Consider the following 21,749-nt stretch of genomic DNA (forward strand, 5'->3'; position numbering starts at 1 on the left):
TGTTTTTTTTCGGAGTGCGGAAATGGGGCCCCAAAAAAACTCTCCCTTTCCCGGGGGAGAGCATCGCAAGGGGGATGCGGGGAGTGCCCGGGTTTTGGGGAGAGCTTCTATTCTTCTGTCAGTTCAAAGAAGGGGGTGGGCCCGTTGGACAGGGCCGCAGTGTCGAGCCGGAATGCAATTCCATCGGCCCGCCGCATGACCGGCAGCGGCTTCCGGCGCTCGCCGCTCAGACTCAGCGGATAGAGCTTCCAATTCTTGTCCGTGCACCGGAGCGAAACGCGGAGCCGGGCGGTCTCCATTCGTGGCGGGGCGTTCTTCCCCGGCTCGATGAGCGTGTTGCGGTCGCCGGAAAGCACCAGCCCTTCCGAAACCGAGTTGGTGTTGAGTACGAACATCATATGACAACTCTCCGTCAATGGAAGGTTGTCAAGTGAGGTGACTGCTGCGGCACAGCCGGTGTCGACGGAGTGCACCGTCAGTTGCCGGAGTGCAATGTTGTTATCATCCGGCTTCAGGATTACCGCTTCCGTCTTCGGAGTGACCACCTTCAGCCGCCGGGCCTTTGTGTCGAGCGAAAGCTCCCCGGTGTCGGAGACAAAGTACTGTATCGCGACATCGGTCGGATTGTTTTTCGGCAGAATTCCGGCGATCCGAAGCTTCGCGACGCTGTCGGCAAGGCGGCCGGAACTGCTGTTCTCTATCGAACTGGACCATGCCCCGGAGTGAATCGCAGCGGATTGTTCGGGCTGAAATGAGAGTTCCGCTTTCTTCTCCTGTCGTTCTGGAAGTTCCGGAAAACGCAGCGCGACTCCGGTGAGAAACGCAAGCGTGGATTGTTCCGTGTTGACAGCACCCGCCCCGGCGATGCCGCCTTGGAAGAATTTCGCCGGGTAGACCAGTTCCACCCGATGCGGCGAACTTAGCACGTCACCGCGGCGGAAGAGCGACATTGCCAGAAATTCGTTCGCCCGTTTGGTCGGACTGGTCGCCACCCGGAAGTTTTCCAGCCGGAGCGGCCGGTTCTCCTCCATCACCGGGCTCTGGTGCACGGTGATTCCGGCGAAATTCTGCAATGCACTGTAGGCGGGGAAAAAGATTCCTCCCTCATATTCGTACTGGTTCCAGTAGCAGTGGTTGTATTCGGAGACAAAGAGCGGCATTCCGGCGATCCGGCAGGAGGCCGCCTTTTTGAAATATTCGCCGCCGCTGCTGCTCAGGGAGCTGTCCTGCCGGACGACGGAACCTTTGCTCATCATCTTCGACGGATGGCGGAAGTAGGTGTTCATCGAAACGATGTGGGTTTTCTCCGCCCTCACCCGGGAAAAAGCGATTGACGGGAGGAAATTGTACTGTGAAACGTATCTGTTGCAACCGATCTCCCGCATGACGTCGTTGAAGAAATCGAGACACGCGGCGGCGTTCTTCATGCAGAAGAGCTGCCAGTCGCCGGCGAAGGCCCGGTTGCCGATGAACTTGCCGGAGTGGAATTTCACCTCTGAAAAATTTCCGACCGGCGTCCCCCAGCACCGGGAGAGCTGTTGCGGTGTTTTGTATTTCTCCTCCAGAAAACGGATGAATTTCGCGTTGATGAAGGATAAAGTAGAGACAGGGAAACTCTCCGGAGCGCGGAGCAGACTTTGCAGACTGATCTCCTGTTCGTTGTAGAATTCGAAGCAGAGAAAGGCCGGATCGTCTTTGTACGCAAGCCCGGTGTACGGGTTGACATGGGTTAGAAGTTTCACGATGAGCTTCTTCCATTCCGCCCGGCGTTCCGGCACTCCGAACAGGGTTTCATTCTTGAGTACAGCGCGTTGCTGGAAAGGGGTGTTCCACGCCTTCCGCCCCAGCTGGTAGCTCGCGGTGGTTCCGTAGATGTAGAGCCCGTATCGGCGGCAGGCGGCGACCAGATAGTCGAGGCGGTCGAGATACTCGGGCTGGAATTCAAAGTCCGCCGTCGCCCCTTGAAACGGATCGCGGTCGAGGAGAAAATTGGTGCGGAAGTAGTCGTACCCCATCCGTTTTGCCTGTTCCAGACAGCGGTCGATCGTCCGGTGGACTTCCTCTCTGGTTTTCCCCTTCATCCGGTAGAGGCTGGGGAAGGCATTGAAGCCGATCAGACGAACCGGTCTGCCTTCCTGTGTCCGGAAGGTGACCGCTCCGTCCCTGGTGATCTGCATGGCGCCGTCCTTTTTGGGTGAGAAGCGTTTCCTCCCGCTCAGATCGAGCGCGGATCCTGCGATGATGTCGAGCTGTTGCATATCCGCCTGTTTCCAACGTGGCGCGGTGAAACGGTACTCTTTCTGTTTCGTCTGTACCGGAACGTCACGGCTGGAGAGCGAGGCGCCGACGATCAGCCAGATCCCTTTCCCCTGTGTATCGAAGCGAACCTGTTTCACCTCTTTTTGTGCAAGCGGAAACCGGGTCAGCAGGAAGCCGCCTCGTCCTTCTTCCCGGTTCTGCCGGTAAACCGCTTTGGCATGGGGAAGCGCCGTCAGGAACCACCAGTCGCAGATGTTTCTGCCGTTTTCCACGGAGAAACGGCTCTCGGAGCCATCCACATACTGCACGGTAACATTGCCGAGTTTTTCCCCGGGAACCGTGGCGACCCAGGCGGCGGCGTGAAGCAGATAGAGAAAGGCGTGTTTTTGCGGGCTCTCCAGGGTGAGAGTGAAGCTTTTCACTCCGGTCCGGTCGTGCGGAGAATCCATCGTGACGACGGCGTTGCCGGAGGCGGGAATCGCGAACTCCATGCCGCCGTAAGAGCGTTGCGGAACGATTCCGCGCAGGCTCTGTTCCCCCTGATCGCTCCAGCCGCCCCTGCCGTCTCCTGCGGTCTGGTCGGCGAAGGCGCGGTTCGCCCATTTCCCCAGCGGAAGCGGCGTCACGTCAGGACCGGGTTCGAGCAAACCGGCATCCCGGTGGAGCACTTCGATTTGAACCGGTTTCCCCGCCTTGACCCGCAGAGAGAAGGATTCCGGATCGTCGTGCGTCACTCGCAGGACCCCATTGCCGGACGCCGCCAGGCCGCGGTCGGCAATGAGATGGTTCCAGCGGCGCCCGGCGTTTTCTCCGGGTTCGAAGCCGCCGTTCGGCGCGGACTTGTCATCGATGCGGAGTTCATCGTAGAAAACGGCGGCGGGCAGCCGTTTCTTCTGCGGTGTGACCCGATAGGGGCCGCGAAGGGTGATTCGCACCGTGGTGTCGCGGTCGGCGGCGAAGGAGAACTTCATGGTTGACCATTCGTCGCAGCTGTTGCGCTGCTGGAAGTAGAGCATCCGCTTCGCCTTTTCCGGCGGCAGCCAGTTCATGTTTTTGCCGGAGACGCCGGCGGCGGTGGAGACCACGCGAAGTCCGGCATCCCCGGAGATGAGGTCGATCCGGGCGGTTCCGGCGGAACAGAGCAGGCCGGTTGACGCGAGGAGGGCGACAAATATTTTTTTCATGGGGAGTTTTCTCTCAGTTGTTCGCTTTGGAGGCAAAGCCGACCTCATTGACGTAAAAGACTTCGGTCACGGTTCTGTCGACGGCATCCTTGTAAAACTGAACGATGTGGTTGCCGTATTCGCGCGGCGTGGAGGTTGCGACGTGGCCGTCGAAGTAGGCGATGTTTCCTCCCTGGCCGTGATTGTTGGAGAAGCCGATAGTCAACCCGGAGTGATACTCCAGGTTATTACCGCCATACTCGGAATTCTTTCTGCGGGAGTCTGCGAAAATGATGGTTCGGGATGGGATCGTGATTTTCTTGCCGCGGAGAGCGCGGAAAGTATTGTCCTCTTTGCCGGAAATGGGGCCCCAGCTTCCCCAGAGATACGGCATGAGATACTGGTTATCATTGCTGGAAAACGCATATCCGTATGTGTAGTATTCCACGACGGTGGTTTCCTGAGGTATGTCGCGGGAGGGGCAGAAATACATCTTATTCTCTCCGGTGATCTTCTGCCCGTTCAGGAAATAGCTCCAGACATAAACCGGGGTGGAGCCTGTCTGCTCCAGAAAGCAGAAATCGTCGTTGTAATCGGAGCGGTACAGCTGCAGCGCGGTGCTGAGCTGTTTCAGATTGTTGGTGCAGGAAATCCCGCGCGCCCGCTCCCGCGCCTTGTTCAGCGCCGGCAGCAGCACCGCCGCCAGAATGGCGATGATCGCGATCACTACGAGGAGTTCGATCAGCGTAAAAAATCTTCTTCTTTCCGATTGCATGATAGCCTCCTTTGGGTTGGTGAATCGGTTTTTGTTTCTGCTTTTCAAAATTGCTTATCCGTATAAATAAGGAGTTAAATTTAAATTGATTCGCGGATGACCAGACGGCAGGGGAGGGAGATGAACTCCCGATGATCCGGATCTCTCATGGATTCCAGCAGCTCGTGAATGATTGCCTGCGCAATCTCTTTTTTCGGCTGCTCGACGGTAGTCAGCGAAGGTGTTATGTATCGACCGAGCGAGATGTTGTCGAACCCTGTGAGCGCGACGTCCTGCGGAATGGTGCGTCCGGTCTGCAGGATGGCGCGTTTCGCCACCAGAGCGAGTTCATCGTGGTGTGCGATGACCGCGTCGGTCTCCGGATGCTTTTCCAGATGGTGCCGGATCGTTGCGAAGGCGGAATCCATATATTGCGAAGGGGCGGGGTGCTCCAGCGGAATCGGCATGGGCGCGAGCCCCGCTTCCCGCAGGATGGCAAGATAGGCGCTGTAGCGCTGCTCCTCCGGCGTGTCGGCGCCGAAGAAGGCGATGTGGCGGCGCCCTCCGGCAATCAAGCGGCGTGTCAGCGTGAGAATGGGCTGATGGTAGTCGGGCAGAATCTGGCTGGCGCCGATCTCCACCCGCTTGTAACCGCCGCAGAGCACCAGTGCGATTCCCGCCTCCCGGAACGGCCGCAACGGTTCGGTCTGATAGGCGCTGCTGATGACGCCCGCAACGTGCATCTGCTTCAAAATTTCGACCGCCCGCCGGAGCTCCTCCTCCGTCTCGGCCGGTGTGAGCGAGAGAATGTAGCCGTGCGGCTGAAGCTGCTGCTGAATCTCCTGAAACAATTCCGCATAGTAGAGGTTGGTCAGGCGGGGGAAGATCGTGCCGATGACGTTGGAGCGGTTCCGAGGCAGCATCTGCCCGGCGAGGTTCAGCCGGTATCCCGAATGTTTCGCCAGTCTTCGCACGGAATCCCGCACTTCGGGCGAGATTCGAGGCGATCCCTTCAGCGCCATCGATACCGCCGCCTGGGTGATGTTCAGGGTTCTGGCCAGCTCCCGCTGCGTCATTTTCACTCGGTCCTCCGGATTTGCTTATCCGTATTAATTATACGATAAAAGGGGGGGCGTGTCAAGAGCGGAAGTGAAAAATTTCAAGAAAAAGCGTGGTTCCGGCGGCGGGGAAAGTTCCTTCGGGCGATTGAACTTTTTCCGGTGACGGTGTATGTTATCAAAATGCAGGAGCGTTCGGAATCATGGAGAATACTTCGTCAAATGCGGAACGATTGACCGCGGCCTGCGTTTTGAGCATCGCCGGCGGCTTTCTGGATATCTACACCTACCTCTGCCGGGGGCGGGTCTTCGCCAACGCGGTGACCGGCAACATGGTGCTGTTTGGTTTCCACCTCTCCAACCTGCACTGGGCTGAATGTTCGAGGTACCTGCTCGCCATTCTCTGTTACGCGTTCGGTATCTTTGTCGCAGACCTGATCCATCGAAGCCTTCCGGCGGCGCGGCGGTTCTCATGGCATCAGACGGTGATTCTGCTGGAGTTTCTCTGTCTTGTTCCGGTCTGCTTCATTCTGGAGGGAAAATTCGATTTTCTGGTGAACGGGGTGATCTCGTTCGTCTGCGCGATGCAGGTGCAGACCTTCCGGCGGGTGCGGGGGCTGCCGTTCGCTTCAACCATGTGCACCGGGAATCTGCGCAGCGGCACCGATGCCCTGTTCCGCTCGGTGTTCGAACGGGACCGGGGAGAACTTCACAAGGCGCTGCACTATTACGGTGTCATTCTCTGTTTTATCGCCGGAGCCGCGGGCGGAGCATATCTGCTGCGCGAATTCGGCCGTACTGTTTTTCTGGTGGTCCCGGCGGGGATTGCGGCGGTCTTTTTCCTGATCCTTTCGCGCCGGGAGCAGGCGGTTTGGCGCCGGAGGTTCCGGCGGCTCCGGGACGCGGTTGTCCGCAAATAACGGAGAGGTCGTGCGGCGGAATGTGCCGCCGCGGCTGATTCTCCCTGAAATATAAGGAGTCAAAATCATGGAAACCGTACCCAAGTCAATGCGGTTGCATATCGCTCTCTTCGGCCGCACCAATGTCGGAAAATCCAGCTTTCTCAATATGATCTCCGGCCAGCAGGCCGCCATCACTTCACCGATTCCCGGCACCACCACCGACGTGGTGGAGAAGACGATGGAGCTTCTGCCGCTCGGGCCGGTGGTCTTTCTCGACACCGCCGGAATCGACGACACCAGCGAGCTCGGCGCGGAACGGATCAAACGGACCATGCGGGTGTTCACCCGGGCCGACATCGTGGTGATTCTTTGCGAGGCAGGCGTGTGGGGCGCGCCCGAGGAGCGGATTCTCTCGGAGGCGAAGGAACGGAAAATTCCGGTCGTCGCCGTCGTCGGCAAAGCCGATTTGCGCGCGCCGGATGCCGCCTTCCTGAACCTGCTGCATGAGAAGGGAATCTCCTCGGTGGCGGTGGCGGACAATCTCTCTCCGGCGCGGCGTGAAGCGTGTGTGGCCGATTTCAAACGTGCTCTGATCGACTGCTGTCCGGAGGATTTTCTCGCGGTTCCGCCGCTGATCGGCGACCTGCTGCCGCCGGGAGGACTGGCCGCGCTCATCGTGCCGATCGATCTGGAGGCGCCGAAGGGGCGGCTGATTCTGCCGCAGGTGCAGACGATCCGCGACGCGCTCGACGCGGACACCGCGGCGCTGGTGGTCAAGGAGCGGGAGTATCCGGCGATGCTCGCCCGGTTGAAGACGCCGCCGGACCTCGCGGTCTGCGACTCGCAGGTGGTGGATAAAATGGTGGCGGATACGCCGCCGGAGGTTCCCTGTACCACCTTTTCGATTCTGTTCGCCCGCCTGAAGGGCGATATGATTCTGATGGCGCGCGGCGCGGCGGCCATCGTGGCACTCAAACCGACCGACAAGGTGCTGATTGCGGAAGCGTGTTCGCACCACGCGGTTTCGGATGACATCGGGCGGGTGAAGATTCCCCGCTGGCTGCGCCGTTACGCCGGGGAGGGGCTCCAGGTCGATGTGAGCGCCGGGCGGGATTACCCGGAGAATCTCTCCGAATACAAGCTGGTCATCCACTGCGGCGGCTGTATGCTCAACCGCCGGGAGGTCCTTTCGCGGATTCAGGCGGCGGCGCGTGCCGGGGTGCCGGTGACCAATTACGGTATGTGCATCTCGTTCGTCCAGGGGGTGCTGGAGCGGGTGCTCACGCCGTTCCCCGAGGCGCTGGCGGCGTTCCGCGAAGCGCGGCAGGCCGTGGAGGCGGCCCGCCGGTAATCCTCATTCAACGGTCGAGTTCGGCGCGGGTGGGAATCGATTCCGCCGCGCCGGCCCGCGAACAGCAGAGCGCGGCGGCGCGGCAGGCACGTTCCAGCGCTCTGCCGGTGTCGAACCCGTCGAGAACGGCGGCGAGATAGTAGCCGATGAAGGTGTCGCCTGCCGCGGTGGTTTCGACCACCTCGACGCGGGGGGAATCGGCGTGGAACCGCTCTCCGGCTGGCGTGAGTGCGACGGCGCCGTCCGGGCCGAGGGTGAGCACGAGTTCGGTTTCGGGGAAGCGGCAGGAGAGGGTTTCGAGAATCTCCTCCACATCGCTTTTCCCGGCGATGCCTCCCGCTTCAATCCGGTTGAGGAAGAGGAAGTCGCACAGCGAAAGCGGCAGTTCTGGCGCGAGTTTCGGATCGAACGGCGCGAAGTTGAAGGCGACCCGCATTCCGGCCTTTCTGCCCGCTTCCATCGCGTGACTGATGCAGGTGACCTCATTCTGCAGCAGGAGGATATCCCCCGGGTTTGCGGCGGAGGTCACCCGGTCGATGAAGGTTTCGTCGATCGTCCGGTTGGCGCCGCCGTAGAGGACGATCGAATTATCCCCCGCGTCATTGATCAGCACCACGGCGTGCCCGGTCGGTGTTTCGACCTCCTCGAGAAAGTCGAGCTTGACGCCGGAATCCGCGAGCGTGCGGCGGAGCAGGGCGCCGTCGTGGCCGATTCTCCCGGCATGGTACACCTCAGCGCCGGCGCGCGCGGCGGCGATCGACTGGTTGGCGCCCTTGCCGCCTGCGCCGCAGCGGTAGGAGAGCGAAGAGAGCGTTTCCCCGACCTCCAGCGGTTTGGGCAGCTGATAGGTGAAATCCAGATTGAGGGAACCGAGCGTGATGATCCGGGCCATGGTTTTTCTCCGTAGATTGTGTTTTTATTTACTATACCGTTCTCCGGAGAAAATGCAACTTTTTGTCGGTCAATTCAGCGCGCGGCGGAAACACTCCAGCGGAGTTCTGGCGTATCCCACGCCGATCTGGCCCCCTTCGCGGGAGAGGATGCCGCCGTGCATCATCGGCAGAATGCCGGTTTCGAGCACCTTGCGCGCATCGATGCCGCAGGGGACGCGGCGGCCGTCCAGCATGGGGATGGTGAACTGCGGATTTTCTCCGAGGCAGATCTTCGCCATCTCCGCGGTCTGCGCTATGCCCGTCGCGACGTCGCCGCCCCGGCTCCGGATCAGAATCGGGGCCGCGCCCGCCGCCATGCCGCCCAGCCCGAACGCTTCGACGTTGCTGCGGTCGCCGAGCCACGGCGAGGAGTCGCGGTCGCTGTATTCCGGCGAGAAGTACCGCCCGGTGAAGGTGGGGGAGGGGGCGGTGAACCACTGCTCGCCGCGGCCGGAGAGTTTGATTCCGAATTCGACGCCGTTGCCGCCCATCGCGGTCACCATCGTGGAGTGCTCCACATGGGCGGCGCTTTTGAGGGCGGCCACCGCCGTTGCACAGCCGATGTGGTGGACGAATCTCCGGCAGCTGCCGAGGTAGTCGAGCAGAGTGCAGCGCTCCTCCGCGGTCAGTCCGGCGGAAGCGGAGGCCGCCGCCATTTTGGCGAAAAAGAGGGCGTCGGTGGCGACCTGCCGGGTGTGTTCCTCATCCCCCATGGTCACCCCTTCGGCGAAGAGCGCCTTGACGTCGATGCCGCCGCAGGAGGCGAGCACGCGGGAGAAAAGGGGCGCGATGACGCCGGCGATGCTCCGGAGATTTTCCCGGATGGCCGGATTGCAGACGCCCCAGCCGCCGAGACCGCCGCCCTGTACGCCCTCGATCGGAGGGGCGAAGGCGCGGATTCCGCTTGTTTTCTCCTCGACGACCAGTACCGCCATCGAGCTGGACGTGATGCCGCTGCCGGGGGCGCCGGAGTTGAAGTCGTTTGCGGCGCGGATTTCGATTTCTCCAGCCTCGATCATGCCGACGGCCTCCGTTTCGTCGCGGGCGATTCCCTCGAAGAGAAGGGCGCCCACGATGCCCTGCCGGTGCGCTCCGCGCATGGCGGAGAATTCGATCTCCGGCCCGGAATGCAGGACCGTGTTGGGTTTCATCCCCGGAATCACCTCGCCGGCGCGGGCCATCCCGGTCAGGACGGGGCGCGATTCGACAAGGCGGCGGAACGCTTCGGCATTGGCGGCGGTTTCTCTGGCGGAATTCATCGAAAATCTCCTGTTTTTTGCTTGAATTAAATCATCTGCGATTATATTATAGATCAGAAGCTCTTTTTTGTCAACCAGGAACAGGAGGATATTTTGAAAAATCAGTTTGAATCGATCGTTCCCGGCTGTGATGTGCTGTTCACGCCGACCGGTGGTCCGCCGGCGGGGGTGACGCTGATCCGCAATGCGGCGGGGATTTCGCTGATCGACTCCGGAATTTCTGCCGCTGTGGTGGATGGGTGCATCGTTCCCGCGCTGGCACAGCTGGGACTGACGCCGGACGATCTCGACTTCGTGCTCTGCACTCATTGTCATGGAGATCACATCGGCGGACATGCGCGGTTGCGGGAGCTGGCGCATCGGGCGAAGTTCGGCGTCTGTGCTGCGGGGGCGGATAAGCTCCGGCGGCCGCTCTTCTACAGCCGGGCGATCCGGGCGAAATTTCCGGAGGAGAGCCCGGCGCCGCCCGCCGTGCTGGAGGGGGTGGAGCCGGATTTTCTGATCGAAGCTGACGAAATGGTCGGCGGACTCCGGCTGATTCCCGCTCCCGGGCACGATTCCGACGCGGTGGCGTTCTTCGCGCCGGAACAGCGGCTGCTGATAACCGGCGATTCCGTGCAGGGCAACGGCACATGGGGGCAGGGGATCGCGCTCATCATGGATCCTGTGGCCTACCGGGAGTCGCTGCAGCGGCTGATGGCGCTCCAGGCGGAGGTGCTGGTGGCGGGGCACCGCTTCGAACCCTTCCCGCCGGTGCTCCACGGAGCGGAAAAAGTTCGATCATTTCTGGAGGAGTCGCTTTCATTTTCCGAAAAGTATGATATACTCATACGGGAGGCGGTGGAAGCGGGAGTCCGGTCTGTGCCGGAGATCGCCCGCCGCCTGCTGGAAAAGATCGGCTGTGGCCGCCCGGAGAAGCTCTTTCTCGCGTGCTGGACCGTGGCCGGTTATGGAAAGGAACGATGAGCGACAGAATCCGAATCAGAGTGCTTGACGCCGTTCGTGCGGGACGGGGCGAGGCGACCAAGAAGTCGATTGAGAACGCGACCGGTCTCGCCTGCGCCACCGTGTGCAAAACGGTGGATTCCCTGCTGGCCGACCGCACGATCTTTGCGCGGCGCGAGGCGCCGAGCGGCCGCGGCCGGCCGGCATTGCCGCTGGCGCTCAATCTCGATTCTGCGCTGTTCGTCGGGCTGGATCTCGGTGGGGAATCGTGGCGGATTCTCTTTTCTGATCTCGGTTTCAACCGGCTCTATTACCGGAAGATCGTTACGCCGCCTTATACGGGGAAGGAGGCGTTTTTTCGCCATCTTTTTGCATTCATCCGCAGTTCGCTCGCGGAGAGCCGTCTCGATGCGGCGAAGCTCCGGCTGATCGGGCTGGCCGTTTCGGCGAATGCCGACCCGGATACGGGGGTGGTGGTTTCGGCCGGAAACATGGGGATTCGCTGGGGGGCGAACCTCCCGGTCCGCGCGGAGGTTGAGCGGGAGTTCGGTGTCCCCGCCTGCGTCATCACTACGCAGGCCGCCGCCGCCTGGGCGGAGTACAAATTCGGCACAGCCGCCGGAACCGGCGACCTCGTCACCGTCGGACTCGGGGTCGGCATTGGTGCGGCGATCATCGCACAGCATCAGCTGATCGTCAGCCGGCCGGACCGTCCGGCCGGATACATCGGTCACCTCTACATCCCCGGCAACCGGGAGCTCTGCGTCTGCGGTTACCGCGGCTGTCTGGAGGCGTTTGCGGGGGCGCGTTCCCTCGCCGCCATCGCCCGGCGGCGGCACGAGAACGATCCGGCGTATCCTCTCTGGCAGAATGCGGCGGCGATCGATCTTGCGGCGGCGGCGGGGGATCGCCGGGCCATCGCATTGCTGAATCGCGCCGCCGCCTGTGACGCGGTCGGCATTGCGGGGCTGATTCAGATGTATCAGCCGGATGCGCTCATCTTCTCCGGCGGGCAGAGCCGCGAGGAGGGCTATCTCTACAATGCGGTGCTCCGCCGCCTGAAGCGCCTGGTGCCGGAGGATCGGCGCCGCGGCATGAAAATTGCCATCACCACGCTCGGAGACGCGCAGTCCGCGCTGGGCGTCATCCGGCTCGCCTACGAAAAATTCTTCTGATTGTCCTTTTTGGCAATTTGCATTCGATGCGGATTGGGTGTATAATTAAATCGCATTCGATTTAAATTGGATTTCATAAGGGGAAAGGATCGTTTTTCTATGTCTGGGATAAGAAATGTTCTGGTCACCGGAGCGTCGAAGGGAATCGGTGCGGCGACGGCGGTGGAGTTCGCCCGTTCCGGCTGCAATGTCGGCATCAATTTCCATCGGGATGAGGAGGGGGCAGCCCGGACGCTCGCCCGCTGTCGGGAGTGCGGCGTCGAGGCGGAGCTCTTCAAGGCGGATGTCAGCGATTACGGCGAGTGTGAACGGCTGTTCCGGGAGTTTCTCGACCGGTTCGGCGGCCGGATTCACGTGCTGGTCAACAACGTCGGCGGCGCGCAGGTGATTCCGCCGGGCGGCTTCGAAGATATGCCGATGGAGTACTGGGATGCGCAGATCCGCTTCAATCTCGGTGCGGCGGCCTGCTGTGCCCGGCTGGCGGCGAAGAACATGATCGACAACCGCATTCCGGGTAAAATCATCAACATCAGTTCGATCCACAGCCGGGTCACCTGGGTGCGGCGGAAGATGATTCCCTACGGACCGGCCAAGGCGGGGCTGAACATGCTCACGGAGGCGCTCGGCGTCGAACTGATCGAACACGGCATCAACGTCAACGGCATCGCGCCCGGCTTCATCGCCTCTCCGCTCACCGAATTCCGCTACACGCCGGAGGAGCGGCAGGCGTTTCTGCGGAAGATTCCGGCGGGGGTCTTCGGCCGGCCGGAGGATATCGCTCATCTCGCGGTTTTTCTGGCCGACGACGAGAAGGCGAAGTTCATCGTCGGCCAGACCATCGGCGTCGACGGCGGGCAGTCGGTGTCGGGCATGATCGAAAGTTTCAACTGAACCGGCCGGATCTCGCCGGAAGGAGTGCAAGATGGAAGAAAAATTCTGTTCCTGCCGCAGCAACTGGAGTTACGGGCTGGCCCGGGAGTGCCGGCGCGGACTCGTCCGCGGCATGGGTTACACCGAACAGGAGTTCGACCGGCCGATCGTGGCGGTCATCAACAGCTGGAATGAGTACAATCCGGGCCACGTCCACCTCCGGACGCTGAGCGAACGGGTCAAGCAGGGAATCCGCGAGGCGGGCGGGCTGCCGTTCGAAATGATGACCACCGGAATCTGCGACGGCATGGTACTGCGCGATCCGAAGTACGTGGAGCTGCCCAGCCGCAACCTCATCGCCGACGAGGTCGAACTCACGGTGGAGAGCAACATGTTCGACGCGATGGTCCTGCTCTCGACCTGCGATTCGATCGTGCCGGGCCACCTGATGGCGGCGGCGCGGCTTGACATTCCGGCGGTGGTGGTGACCGGCGGCTACATGCCGATGCCCTATCTGGACGGGAGTTCCGCCAACTACATCGAACTTACCGATCATGTCGGCAAGGCGCTCGACGGCAGCTACGACCGCGCCCGCGCCGAGCGGGAGGTCGCCGCCATGTACGGTCCCTGCGGCGCCTGCGGCGTGATGACCACCGCCAACAGCATGTGTCTCGCGGCGGAGGCGCTCGGCATGTCATTGCCGGGGAACGCCACCGCGAGCGCCCACAGTTCGGAACTGCTCCAGATCGCCTACCGGGCCGGGCGGCAGGTGATGGAGCTGCTGCGAGCGGGAATCACCGCGCGGAAGATCATCACCCGTGATGCGGTGGAGAACGCCATCCGCGAAACGATGGCGACGGCCGGTTCGACCAATCTGCTGCTTCATCTGCCCGCCATCGCCACCGAGGCGGGGCTTTCCGGCGAATGGTGGAAGCTTTTCGACGAGGCGAGCCGGAAGGTGCCGCTCCTGGTCGCCTCATCGCCGAGCGGGCCGTGGCATTTTCAGGACATCGACCGGGCGGGCGGTTCGCGCGCGCTCTTTGCGGAACTCCTGCCGCTGCTCCACGGAGACGCGCTCACCGTCACCGGGAAGACACTGCAAGAGAACTACGCCGACGCGGTGAACTTCGATCCGCGGGTCATCACCACGCTGGAGAAACCCGCCGCCGCCAACGGCGCACTCTTCGTCCTCTACGGAACTCTTGCTCCGGAGGGCGGAATCGTCAAGGAGGCGGCGGTGCCGGAGTCGATGCGCCGTTTCTCCGGACCGGCGCTGGTGTTCGACACTCTCGATCAGGCGCTCGAAGCGCTCCACGGCGGGAAGATTCAGGGAGGCGAGGCGCTGATTCTGCGCTATCTGGGGCCGCGGGCGCGGTTCGGCACCACCGCCTATCCCTTCCAGAAGGAGCTCAAGGGGATGGGGCTGGCGGACAAGGTGGCGATCATCACCGACGGCCGCTTTTCCGGCGGCAGCAGCGGACTGTCGATCGGCTACCTTTCGCCGGAGGCGGCGCTCGGCAGTCCGCTGGCATTGGTCGAAAATGGTGACCGGGTCGTCATCGATCTGGATGACCGCCGCCTTGATCTGGAGGTCGCGCCGGAGCTTCTCGCCGAACGGCGGCGCCGCTGGAGCTGGCAGTTCGACGGAACCGGCCACCACAAGTTTCTGCGGCTCTTCTCGCGCAATGTCGGTTCCACCGCCCGGGGTGCGGTATGGGAGGTGTGAATCGGTGTGACGTGCTCATCGTCGGCGGAGGGCTCGCGGGCTGTTCCGCGGCGGCGGAGCTCGCGGAGCGCTTCCCGCGCCTTGCGGTCCGCGTCGTCGATGCGGGGGGAGGGGCCTCCACGGAGGTGATGGGATTCTCCGCGCCGGTGGAACAGGAGGACTCTCCTGAGCGGTTTTTCGACGACACGCTCCGCAATGCGAACGGGGAGGGGGATCCCCGTCTGGCGCGTGTGCTCGCCGACCGCGCGTTGCCGGAACTGCACCGCCTCGAGGCGCTCGGCATCGCATTCGACCGGACGCCGGACGGCGCTTACGATACCTTGCGCGCGGCCGGAACGAGCTGCCCCCGGGTGGTTCATTGCGGTACCTCCACCGGGCGGGAGGTGCTTCGCCGCCTCGGCGTCGCACCGGAACGGCGGCGGGTGTCGGCATTGCTGTTGCGGGAGGGGCGGGTCGCCGGAGCGCGTTTTGCCGACGGTGAAACGGTCCGTTGCTCCGCCGTTCTGCTCGCCGGAGGCGGCTTTGCCGGACTGTGGCGGTTCAGCAGCTGGAACAAACTTCTGCGCGGCGACGCCCTGCTTTTCGCCCGTTCCGCCGGTGCGGCGCTGGATGGGCTCGGGCTGGTGCAGTACGAGCCGACCGTCACGGTCTATCCGGAAGCGCTGTGCGGATTTCCGGTCATCACCACCGTGTTGAACGCCGGGGCCCGCCTGCTCGACCGGGAGGGCAACTCCCTGCTGGCGCCCGGCGAACCGGTTCCGTGCAAACGGGAACTTGCCCGGCGCATCGCGGAGGCGCTCGCGGCGGGGCGGGGGTGGGAGCACGGCGGAATCCGCTACGATTTCAGCGGCGTCGATGAGGCGGAGTTCGCCCGGAAATATCCGGGATATTACCGGAAGTTCTGCCGGTTCGCCCGGTCGTTTCGCGAACTCTTCTTCGAGGTGAAGCCGGGAGCGCACACCACGCTCGGCGGAATCCGGATCGAACCGGATGGATCGACCGCCGTTCCCGGTCTCTTCGCCGCCGGAGAGTGTATCGGCAACCTCCACGGATGCGACCGGCTCGGCGGCAACGCCGGGCTGGAGGTGCTGGTCTTCGGCCGGATTGCCGGAGCGTCGGCGGGGAGGTTTGCCGCCGCGCAGCCAACCGGATATCCCGCGGGCGCGGCCACGGTGGAAACGATGGATGTGACCGCCACACCGCCGGAACTCTTCCCGGCAATCGGGGCGATCCTCGACCGTTCCTGTGGCGTGCTCCGGTCGGAGAGGGCGCTGCGGGAGGGGCTTCGGGCGTTGGCGAAGCTCCCGGTCTCCCCTCATGGCGAGCTGGCGCGGCTGACGCTGGAGGATGCTCTTACACGTCTGCTTCGGCAATCCGGAGCCGGAGCTGATGCAGCAGAAACTCCGGAGTGAGTTCCGCATCGAGCCTCAGCAGGCGCAGCCACTCCTCTTCGCGCGACGCGGTCACCAGTGCGGCGGAGTTGAGCAGATGCCGCAACCATGTGCCGTCTGTGGGCGCGAGAGCCTTCCTGGTCAGCAGATAGTCGAGGTCGAGGTCGAAGAGAAATCCCGGCGTATCTTCGGGATGGAATTCCGCTTCGGCGAAACGCTCCGCCAGAAAGTCGCTCTCGAAGACCCGGGAGGCGCGCGGCCGGAACTCCTCCGGATGGTTGAGCAGGCAGTTGAGCTCCGGCCACGTGGTGTCGGCGGCGACCCGGATGCGGGGATTCAACGATTCTTTGATGACGTTTTCCGTGGAATGCGCAATGACGATCGAGCGCGAAATCACGCCGCCGCGAAGGGCCAGATCGAGATGTTCGTCGTGCCGGAGACGCCGGAGCGCGGCTTCCACCGACGCATCGCTCCGCCAGTCGAATTCGGCGATCCAGGATTCACGCTCCGCTTCGCTGGAGGCGGCGCGCGAGAAGGCCGGCAGCGTGTCGGTGTGATGGTCGAAGGTCACCGCGACCGGCGGAGTTTCGACCGTCCGCCGATGGCGGCACCACGCCCGCAGCACTTCATGATGCTGCGAAACGACCTCCAGCGGCGGCATCTTATGGTTTCTCCTGCGAATCCGCCGGGCCGGAGCAGGGCAGGAAAATGCAGAAGTTGGAACCGGCTCCGGGAGTGCTTTCCAGCTGGATCCACCCCTGGTGGTGGGAGACGGTTCCGTAAACCATCGCCAGCCCCATGCCGGTGCCGCGGCCGACCGGTTTGGTGGTGAAAAACGGCTCGAACGCCTTCTCTATCGTGGCGCGATCCATACCGCAGCCGTTGTCGGCAACCTGAATGAAGATGTAATCCTCCGGGCGGGCGCCGGGATGATCGGCGGGCGGCGAGAAGGGGAGCGGCGCTTCCGTGGCCGGACCGGCGAAGAGGGTCAGCCGCTGTTCGCCCTCGTTCTGCTCCATCGCGTCGATCGCGTTGAGCATCAAATTGAGCAGAACCTGTTGAAGCTGCAGACTGTCCGCACGGACGGTCGGCATACCGGGAATCGTGCGGAAGGAGATCTCCACCTGCCGCTTGTTCGGGCCGAGCAGAGCGAGGCTGCTCTCGATGGTTTTGCGGATGTCCACGTCGGTCACCCGGTATTTCCCCTTGCGGGCGAATCCGAGCAGCTGGCTGGTGAGGTGCCCCGCCTGTTCGGCGATGCCGGAGATCTTCTCCAGATGGGCGGTCACCTCCGGATTTTCCGGCGGATAGAGCAGCGTGATGACATCGACATGGCCGAGGATGGCGTGGATGTAGTTGTTGAAGTCGTGAGCGATTCCGCCGGCGAGAAGACCGAGGGATTCAATCCGCTGGGAGTGGGTGAGCTGTTCGGAGAGCCGCTCCTTCTCCGCCGCCAGCCGGGTCTCTTCGGTGATGTCGCTGCCGATCAGCACCAGCAGGGTCTGGCCGCGCAACCGGATCGGCGACAACGTACAGGCCAGCGTGACGGCGCGGGAACTCTGCTCGTCGAGGATACAGCGGAAACGGACCGGCGCCGCAGGAACCCGGTCCAGTTGGAACTCGGGGGGCGAAATCACCCGGAGCCGCGGAAAGAGCGGCCGCTTCTCCAGCGAAGCCGCCGATTCCGCCCCGAGCAGTTTCACCGCGGAGAGGTTGGCGTCGACGATTCGCCCCTCCTCGTCGGTCATGAGGATCAGTTCTCCGGCATTTTCCAGCACCAGCTGGTAGCGGTTCTCCCATTCACGCAGGTGGGCCTCCAGCTCCTTCGAGCGGCCGTAACTGCCGAAAAAGGCGAAGAGGATATCCAGCGGACTTTTTTCGCCGGTGCGGACATCCTTTTCGATTTTCGCCAGATAGATGCTCAGCAGGGCGGCGAGCCAGAGTTCGGCGATGGCCCGGGCGAGAAATTCGCCGTCGATGAGTTCCGCCGGAAGCCCGAGCAGGGTCAGCACCAGCTGCCGGAGGAGCGCTCCGGCCAGATGCGCGGCATAAAAGGCCAGCAGAATCGAGAAGAAGCGGTTGATTCCGTAGTTCTTGCACCGGGTGAAGACGATGGGCAGCAGGAAGAAGTCCAGCAGACGCGACAAGGCGGTGACGTTCATCGACGCGCGGCTGGCGCCGAGCAGGCGGTCGAGGGTGGCTCCGGGCAGTCCGGCGGTGATGGAGAAGCCGAGCCAGTTGCACTGGAGCCGGGTGATCTCCCCCAGATAGAGGTAGAGCCCGTAGAGGGCGACGACGCCGAGAATGATCCGTTGTGCGGCGAGGGTGCCGTCAATGATGTAGACCATCAGAAACGCCGCCATCAGCGGCAGGAAAATGACGATCGGACCGATGGGGAAATCGAGGGTTCCCGCCAGCGTCGCCCGGATGTCGGCCGCGGCGACCAGATGGGCGAAGAGCAGCAGTACCCCGAGCGCCATGTGAAACGGCGCCTGCCCGATCGCGCTGCGCTGATTGTAGAGGAGGGAGAGGCCGACGAAGAGAAAGGTCATCTCCAGAAAAGCGAGGGAAAGGGCATGAAAGTATTCCATCAGACGTTCCCCTGGGGTTTTTTCAACAGCGTGACGCGGCGTCGTTTCTTTCGTTCACGGAAGGTGCGCATCTGGAGCTGCCAGGCGTTCCATCCATTGTGCCAGATGACGTAGAAGGTCGGGCCGAGCGCGATCAGGGGATTGGCGTAGGTGATCGCGAGAAAGATCGTGAGCGTGGTGTTCTTCTGCCCGAGCACCTGGCTGGATTCGCGGAAGAACTTCTTCCCGCCGATCATCCGGCCGCCGGCGAAGTTGACGATGCAGATGAGCAGCGAGACGACGGCGATTTTCCACAGGATGCCCGGCGGCAGGTTCGCCTGCTGTTCGCGCAGGAACTGCGAAGCATTGGCGATGATGAGGAAGATTGCCGCCACCCAGGTGAAGAACGAGAGATTCTTGCACCGTTTCGGCAGCTCCGTCGCCGCAGGATAGAGTTTGCGGAGCGGAACCGCCAGCGCGACCGGAATCCCCACCACGATGCAGAGGCTGCCGATCACGTCGGCGAAGACCGTCGGCGCCGGATTGCCGATCGCAATCGGAATCAGGAAGGGGAAAAGCACCGCCATCCCGAGGTTGGTCGCGAGAAAGGCGCTGACCGCGTAATCCACCCGTTCGCCGAGCAGTCCGACGATCACCGGCGCCGCGGTGGCGGTCGGCGTGATGCCGGTGAAGAAGGCCACTTCGGCCAGCTCCCGGTTCCCGGCGAGCATGAAGATCCCCCAGCCGCCCATGCCGACGGCGATGTTGGCGAGCAGGATGATGAGATGGTGCACCCGGATGGAGCGTACGGTGAACTTCACCTGCAACATCACCATGAACATCATTCCGACGATCAGCCAGCGGATCAGCCAGTTCAGCGAGGCCGCCCACGGGCAGAAGTAACCGGCGATGAAGGCGCCGAACAGAGCGAGGTTGCGCAAATAGGCCATGATGGATCACGCCTCCCCGGCAAACGTACGGCGGACCGCGTCGGCGAGATCCTCCGCCACATTGACGCCGGTAAGATCGGTGGTGCGGACCACTTCGGCGCCGTAGCCGGTCTTGACCAGCCAGACGGTGCGGCAGCCGGCGGCGCGCCCCGCTTCGAGGTCGCTGAGGCGGTCGCCGACCATCACCGAGTTCGCCAGATCGATTTCATGCTCCCGCGCCGCCTGCAGCAGCATGCCGGGAGCGGGTTTCCGGCAGTCGCAGGGGCCGGTGTGCTTCGGGTGATGGGGGCAGAAGTACCAGCCATCCACCTTCGCTCCGGCGGCGGCGAGCAGTTCGTCAATCCGGCGGTGGACGGCATTCACCTCGTTTTGCGTGTACATGCCGCGCGCGACGCCGGACTGGTTGGTCACCACGATGGCGAGGAAGCCGTGCGCGTGGATTTCACGGAGCGCTTCCGGAACGCCGGGAATCAGTTCCGCCTTGTCCGGGTCGGAAAGGTAGTCGACCTCGACGTTGATGACGCCGTCGCGGTCGAGAAAAAAAGCCTGTTTCATCGGGATATCTCCAGAATACCGGTCGGAATCTCTTCGAAGACCGTTATCGTTTCAGAGGAAAATGTTTCGCGCAGACGCGCGGCGAGGCGGGTCCGCTCCTCCTGCGTCCGGCAGATTGCGAACATCGTCGGCCCGCTGCCGGTGATCTGGGAGTTGAGCGCGCCGTTGGCGTTCATAAACTCCCGCAACTGCCGCAGCATCGGGAACTTTTCGTAGAGAGCGAATGCAAGATCGTTGTGCAGCAGCCGGGCAACACTTTCGGCATCGCCGGCGCGGAGCGCCGCGATCAGCCGCGGAAGCCGCTGTTCCGAATCCTCGCCGATCCGGGAGCGGTCGAGGTTGGTGTAGGCCCACTTCGCGCTCACGGGGAAGTGCGGATTGACCACCAGCAGAAGCGGTACCGTGAGGATCCCCTCAATCGGAGCAATCCGGTCCCCCACGCCGGTCGCCGTTGCGGCACGGGGCGAGAGGAAATAGGGCACATCCGCCCCGAGGGTGAGCGCGAGTGCCGCGAGGTCGTCGTGCGCAACCCTGCCGTAATGCGCGGAGAGCAGAGAAAGTACCGTCCCCGCGTCGGCGCTGCCGCCGCCCATCCCGGCGGCCACCGGAATCTGCTTTTCGATATGGATCGACCAGGTGGGAGAAATCCCGGCGGCGTCGGCGTAGGCGAGTGCCGCGCGGCCGGCGAGATTCTCGAGATTCTCTGGCAGGCCGGCGAGCGAACTGCTCAGCCGGATGCCGGGAGCCGCGTCAAAGTCGATCGTGATGCGGTCGGCGGGGTACCCGAGCGGTAGAAAGAGGGTTTCCAGATCGTGGTAGCGGTCCGGCCGCCGCGCGGTCACCTTGAGGTAAAGGTTGAGTTTCGAAACGGCTTTCGCTTCCGCGATCATGGCGACACGCCCTCCCGTCGGTTTTTCCTAGTTCAGTTCGCTCTGGGTGCAGGGGGCGAACTTGAAGCCGTATTGTTCGTTGTAGCGGCGCGCCTCCGCTTCGATGGCGACGGCGAGCCGGAGGGCACGGAGCCCCTGTTCGCCCGGCACTTTGGCCTGGCAGAGCACGCCGGTCATCTTCGTGCGGTTGACCGCGAGAATGAAATCTTCCAGCTCCGCGGCGAGGGCGTTCTTTTCATCGAGGTTGACGTCCTTGCGCGCCAGCCCGATCCGGTTGCGTTTGAGCACCATGCCGAAGTGTTTGCCGTAATCCATCGAAATGTAGGAGTTCTCCTGGAACACCCGGAAGCGGCGCATCGGCTCCTGGCTGACCCGGCTGGCGGTGAGGCTGGCGCAGCTGCCGTTTTTGAATTTGATCCGGGCGTTGACGATGTCTTCGGTCTTGCTGAGCACCGGGATGCCGACCACGTCGTAGCGTTCCACTTCGGAGTCCACCATGGTCAGCACCAGGTCGATGTCGTGAATCATCAGGTCGAGCACGACGCTCACCTCGGTGCCGCGGCGGGGCAGGCCGGGACGCGGCGGCGGATACTGGGCGAGGCGGTGCGCCTCGATGAAGCGGGTGTGGGCGGCGTATTTTTCGAGGAAATCCATCGCCGGATTGAACCGTTCAACGTGGCCGACCGCGAAGACGACGCCGTGTTTTTTCGCGCATTCGACCATCTCCACCGCTTCCGGAATGTTGGCGGCCAGCGGTTTTTCCACGAGGACATGCTTGCCCATTTCCAGCAGCGGCATGGTGGCGGAGTGGTGGTAGTTTGCCGGAACGGCGACGCTGAGCGCCTCGCATTGAGCGGCGAGTTCACGCCAGTCATCGAAAACCTTGAGCCCGAATTCCGCACCGACCTTCTCCGCGGTCTCCTTCTGAACGTCGAAGATTCCGACCACTTCCGCGTTCGGACTCTGGGCATACAGCCGGGCATGGTGGCGGCCGAGGGC

Annotated in this window: 18 protein-coding genes; 7 read left to right on the plus strand and 11 right to left on the minus strand. The window is 62.8% G+C overall.

Annotation, left to right across the window (positions count from 1 at the left end; genetic code table 11):
• Nucleotides 1-107 precede the first annotated feature (107 nt).
• From ACMLHG_RS03060 to ACMLHG_RS03070, 3 genes are all read right to left on the minus strand, one after another.
• Complete coding sequence (locus tag ACMLHG_RS03060) at nt 108-3,443, minus strand: hypothetical protein (protein WP_417169508.1); 3,336 nt, start codon at nt 3,441-3,443, stop codon at nt 108-110.
• Nucleotides 3,444-3,456: 13 nt separating this feature from the next.
• Nucleotides 3,457-4,197, minus strand: a complete 741-nt coding sequence (locus ACMLHG_RS03065; RefSeq protein WP_417169509.1) for a DUF1559 domain-containing protein — start codon at nt 4,195-4,197, stop codon at nt 3,457-3,459.
• 80 nt (nt 4,198-4,277) lie between these two features.
• Nucleotides 4,278-5,252 (minus strand): LacI family DNA-binding transcriptional regulator, encoded by a 975-nt coding sequence (locus ACMLHG_RS03070; protein WP_417169520.1) that lies wholly within the window; start codon nt 5,250-5,252, stop codon nt 4,278-4,280.
• 185 nt (nt 5,253-5,437) lie between these two features.
• Here ACMLHG_RS03070 and ACMLHG_RS03075 point away from each other — a divergent pair, with 185 nt between their 5' ends.
• Both ACMLHG_RS03075 and hydF read left to right on the plus strand, forming a co-directional pair.
• On the plus strand, nt 5,438-6,154 hold the full coding sequence (locus tag ACMLHG_RS03075; protein ID WP_417169510.1) for a YoaK family protein: 717 nt from the start codon (nt 5,438-5,440) through the stop codon (nt 6,152-6,154).
• 67 nt (nt 6,155-6,221) lie between these two features.
• Nucleotides 6,222-7,487 (plus strand): [FeFe] hydrogenase H-cluster maturation GTPase HydF, encoded by a 1,266-nt coding sequence (gene hydF, locus ACMLHG_RS03080; RefSeq protein ID WP_417169511.1) that lies wholly within the window; start codon nt 6,222-6,224, stop codon nt 7,485-7,487.
• 7 nt (nt 7,488-7,494) lie between these two features.
• On the opposite strand, the gene ACMLHG_RS03085 is transcribed toward hydF, so the two are convergent.
• A complete protein-coding gene (locus tag ACMLHG_RS03085) occupies nt 7,495-8,379 on the minus strand; it encodes a ribokinase (RefSeq protein WP_295809229.1) in 885 nt (294 codons plus the stop codon).
• Between the two features lie 69 nt (nt 8,380-8,448).
• A complete protein-coding gene (locus tag ACMLHG_RS03090; RefSeq protein ID WP_417169512.1) occupies nt 8,449-9,678 on the minus strand; it encodes a DUF1116 domain-containing protein in 1,230 nt (409 codons plus the stop codon).
• Between the two features lie 93 nt (nt 9,679-9,771).
• Between ACMLHG_RS03090 and ACMLHG_RS03095 the strand changes: the two genes are divergently transcribed.
• The 5 genes from ACMLHG_RS03095 (at nt 9,772) to ACMLHG_RS03115 (ending at nt 15,806) form a co-directional block, all read left to right on the plus strand.
• Nucleotides 9,772-10,644 (plus strand): MBL fold metallo-hydrolase, encoded by an 873-nt coding sequence (locus tag ACMLHG_RS03095; RefSeq protein ID WP_417169513.1) that lies wholly within the window; start codon nt 9,772-9,774, stop codon nt 10,642-10,644.
• A complete protein-coding gene (locus ACMLHG_RS03100) occupies nt 10,641-11,798 on the plus strand; it encodes an ROK family protein (RefSeq protein WP_417169514.1) in 1,158 nt (385 codons plus the stop codon). The genes ACMLHG_RS03095 and ACMLHG_RS03100 overlap by 4 nt, the downstream gene beginning before the upstream one ends.
• Before the next feature lie 99 nt (nt 11,799-11,897).
• Nucleotides 11,898-12,689, plus strand: a complete 792-nt coding sequence (locus ACMLHG_RS03105; protein WP_417169515.1) for an SDR family NAD(P)-dependent oxidoreductase — start codon at nt 11,898-11,900, stop codon at nt 12,687-12,689.
• Nucleotides 12,690-12,720: 31 nt separating this feature from the next.
• Nucleotides 12,721-14,394 (plus strand): dihydroxy-acid dehydratase, encoded by a 1,674-nt coding sequence (locus ACMLHG_RS03110; RefSeq protein ID WP_295809243.1) that lies wholly within the window; start codon nt 12,721-12,723, stop codon nt 14,392-14,394.
• A complete protein-coding gene (locus tag ACMLHG_RS03115) occupies nt 14,382-15,806 on the plus strand; it encodes an FAD-dependent oxidoreductase (protein WP_295809246.1) in 1,425 nt (474 codons plus the stop codon). The genes ACMLHG_RS03110 and ACMLHG_RS03115 overlap by 13 nt, the downstream gene beginning before the upstream one ends.
• Here the strand turns inward: ACMLHG_RS03115 and ACMLHG_RS03120 are convergent.
• The 6 genes from ACMLHG_RS03120 to ACMLHG_RS03145 all read right to left on the minus strand — a co-directional run.
• Nucleotides 15,748-16,446: a UPF0489 family protein gene (locus ACMLHG_RS03120; protein WP_417169516.1), complete on the minus strand. Its 699-nt coding sequence runs from the start codon at nt 16,444-16,446 to the stop codon at nt 15,748-15,750. The two genes, ACMLHG_RS03115 and ACMLHG_RS03120, sit on opposite strands and share 59 nt — an antisense overlap.
• Nucleotide 16,447: 1 nt before the next feature.
• On the minus strand, nt 16,448-18,376 hold the full coding sequence (locus ACMLHG_RS03125) for an ATP-binding protein (RefSeq protein WP_417169517.1): 1,929 nt from the start codon (nt 18,374-18,376) through the stop codon (nt 16,448-16,450).
• On the minus strand, nt 18,376-19,305 hold the full coding sequence (locus tag ACMLHG_RS03130; RefSeq protein ID WP_295809251.1) for a bile acid:sodium symporter family protein: 930 nt from the start codon (nt 19,303-19,305) through the stop codon (nt 18,376-18,378). Before ACMLHG_RS03130 ends, ACMLHG_RS03125 begins: the two co-directional genes overlap by 1 nt.
• A gap of 6 nt (nt 19,306-19,311) precedes the next feature.
• Entirely contained in the window at nt 19,312-19,860 is a 549-nt protein-coding gene (gene gmhB, locus ACMLHG_RS03135) for a D-glycero-beta-D-manno-heptose 1,7-bisphosphate 7-phosphatase (protein ID WP_295809253.1), read from the minus strand.
• Nucleotides 19,857-20,750, minus strand: a complete 894-nt coding sequence (gene ispE / locus ACMLHG_RS03140; protein WP_417169518.1) for a 4-(cytidine 5'-diphospho)-2-C-methyl-D-erythritol kinase — start codon at nt 20,748-20,750, stop codon at nt 19,857-19,859. Before ispE ends, gmhB begins: the two co-directional genes overlap by 4 nt.
• A gap of 27 nt (nt 20,751-20,777) precedes the next feature.
• Nucleotides 20,778-21,749, minus strand: a 972-nt coding sequence (locus tag ACMLHG_RS03145) for a Gfo/Idh/MocA family protein (RefSeq protein WP_417169519.1), incomplete at its 5' end; no start/stop codon positions are given.

It is taken from the genome of Victivallis sp., from assembly GCF_048170485.1.
Taxonomy (GTDB): domain Bacteria; phylum Verrucomicrobiota; class Lentisphaeria; order Victivallales; family Victivallaceae; genus Victivallis.

Coding starts and splice junctions, on each gene's coding strand:
- ACMLHG_RS03125 (WP_417169517.1), bottom strand. CDS start 18,376: ATGGAATACTTTCATGCCCTTTCCCTCGCTTTTCTGGAGATGACCTTT.
- hydF (WP_417169511.1), top strand. CDS start 6,222: ATGGAAACCGTACCCAAGTCAATGCGGTTGCATATCGCTCTCTTCGGC.
- ACMLHG_RS03120 (WP_417169516.1), bottom strand. CDS start 16,446: ATGCCGCCGCTGGAGGTCGTTTCGCAGCATCATGAAGTGCTGCGGGCG.
- ACMLHG_RS03110 (WP_295809243.1), top strand. CDS start 12,721: ATGGAAGAAAAATTCTGTTCCTGCCGCAGCAACTGGAGTTACGGGCTG.
- ACMLHG_RS03085 (WP_295809229.1), bottom strand. CDS start 8,379: ATGGCCCGGATCATCACGCTCGGTTCCCTCAATCTGGATTTCACCTAT.
- ACMLHG_RS03075 (WP_417169510.1), top strand. CDS start 5,438: ATGGAGAATACTTCGTCAAATGCGGAACGATTGACCGCGGCCTGCGTT.
- ispE (WP_417169518.1), bottom strand. CDS start 20,750: ATGATCGCGGAAGCGAAAGCCGTTTCGAAACTCAACCTTTACCTCAAG.
- ACMLHG_RS03065 (WP_417169509.1), bottom strand. CDS start 4,197: ATGCAATCGGAAAGAAGAAGATTTTTTACGCTGATCGAACTCCTCGTA.
- ACMLHG_RS03130 (WP_295809251.1), bottom strand. CDS start 19,305: ATGGCCTATTTGCGCAACCTCGCTCTGTTCGGCGCCTTCATCGCCGGT.
- gmhB (WP_295809253.1), bottom strand. CDS start 19,860: ATGAAACAGGCTTTTTTTCTCGACCGCGACGGCGTCATCAACGTCGAG.
- ACMLHG_RS03100 (WP_417169514.1), top strand. CDS start 10,641: ATGAGCGACAGAATCCGAATCAGAGTGCTTGACGCCGTTCGTGCGGGA.
- ACMLHG_RS03115 (WP_295809246.1), top strand. CDS start 14,382: ATGGGAGGTGTGAATCGGTGTGACGTGCTCATCGTCGGCGGAGGGCTC.
- ACMLHG_RS03070 (WP_417169520.1), bottom strand. CDS start 5,252: ATGACGCAGCGGGAGCTGGCCAGAACCCTGAACATCACCCAGGCGGCG.
- ACMLHG_RS03105 (WP_417169515.1), top strand. CDS start 11,898: ATGTCTGGGATAAGAAATGTTCTGGTCACCGGAGCGTCGAAGGGAATC.
- ACMLHG_RS03060 (WP_417169508.1), bottom strand. CDS start 3,443: ATGAAAAAAATATTTGTCGCCCTCCTCGCGTCAACCGGCCTGCTCTGT.
- ACMLHG_RS03090 (WP_417169512.1), bottom strand. CDS start 9,678: ATGAATTCCGCCAGAGAAACCGCCGCCAATGCCGAAGCGTTCCGCCGC.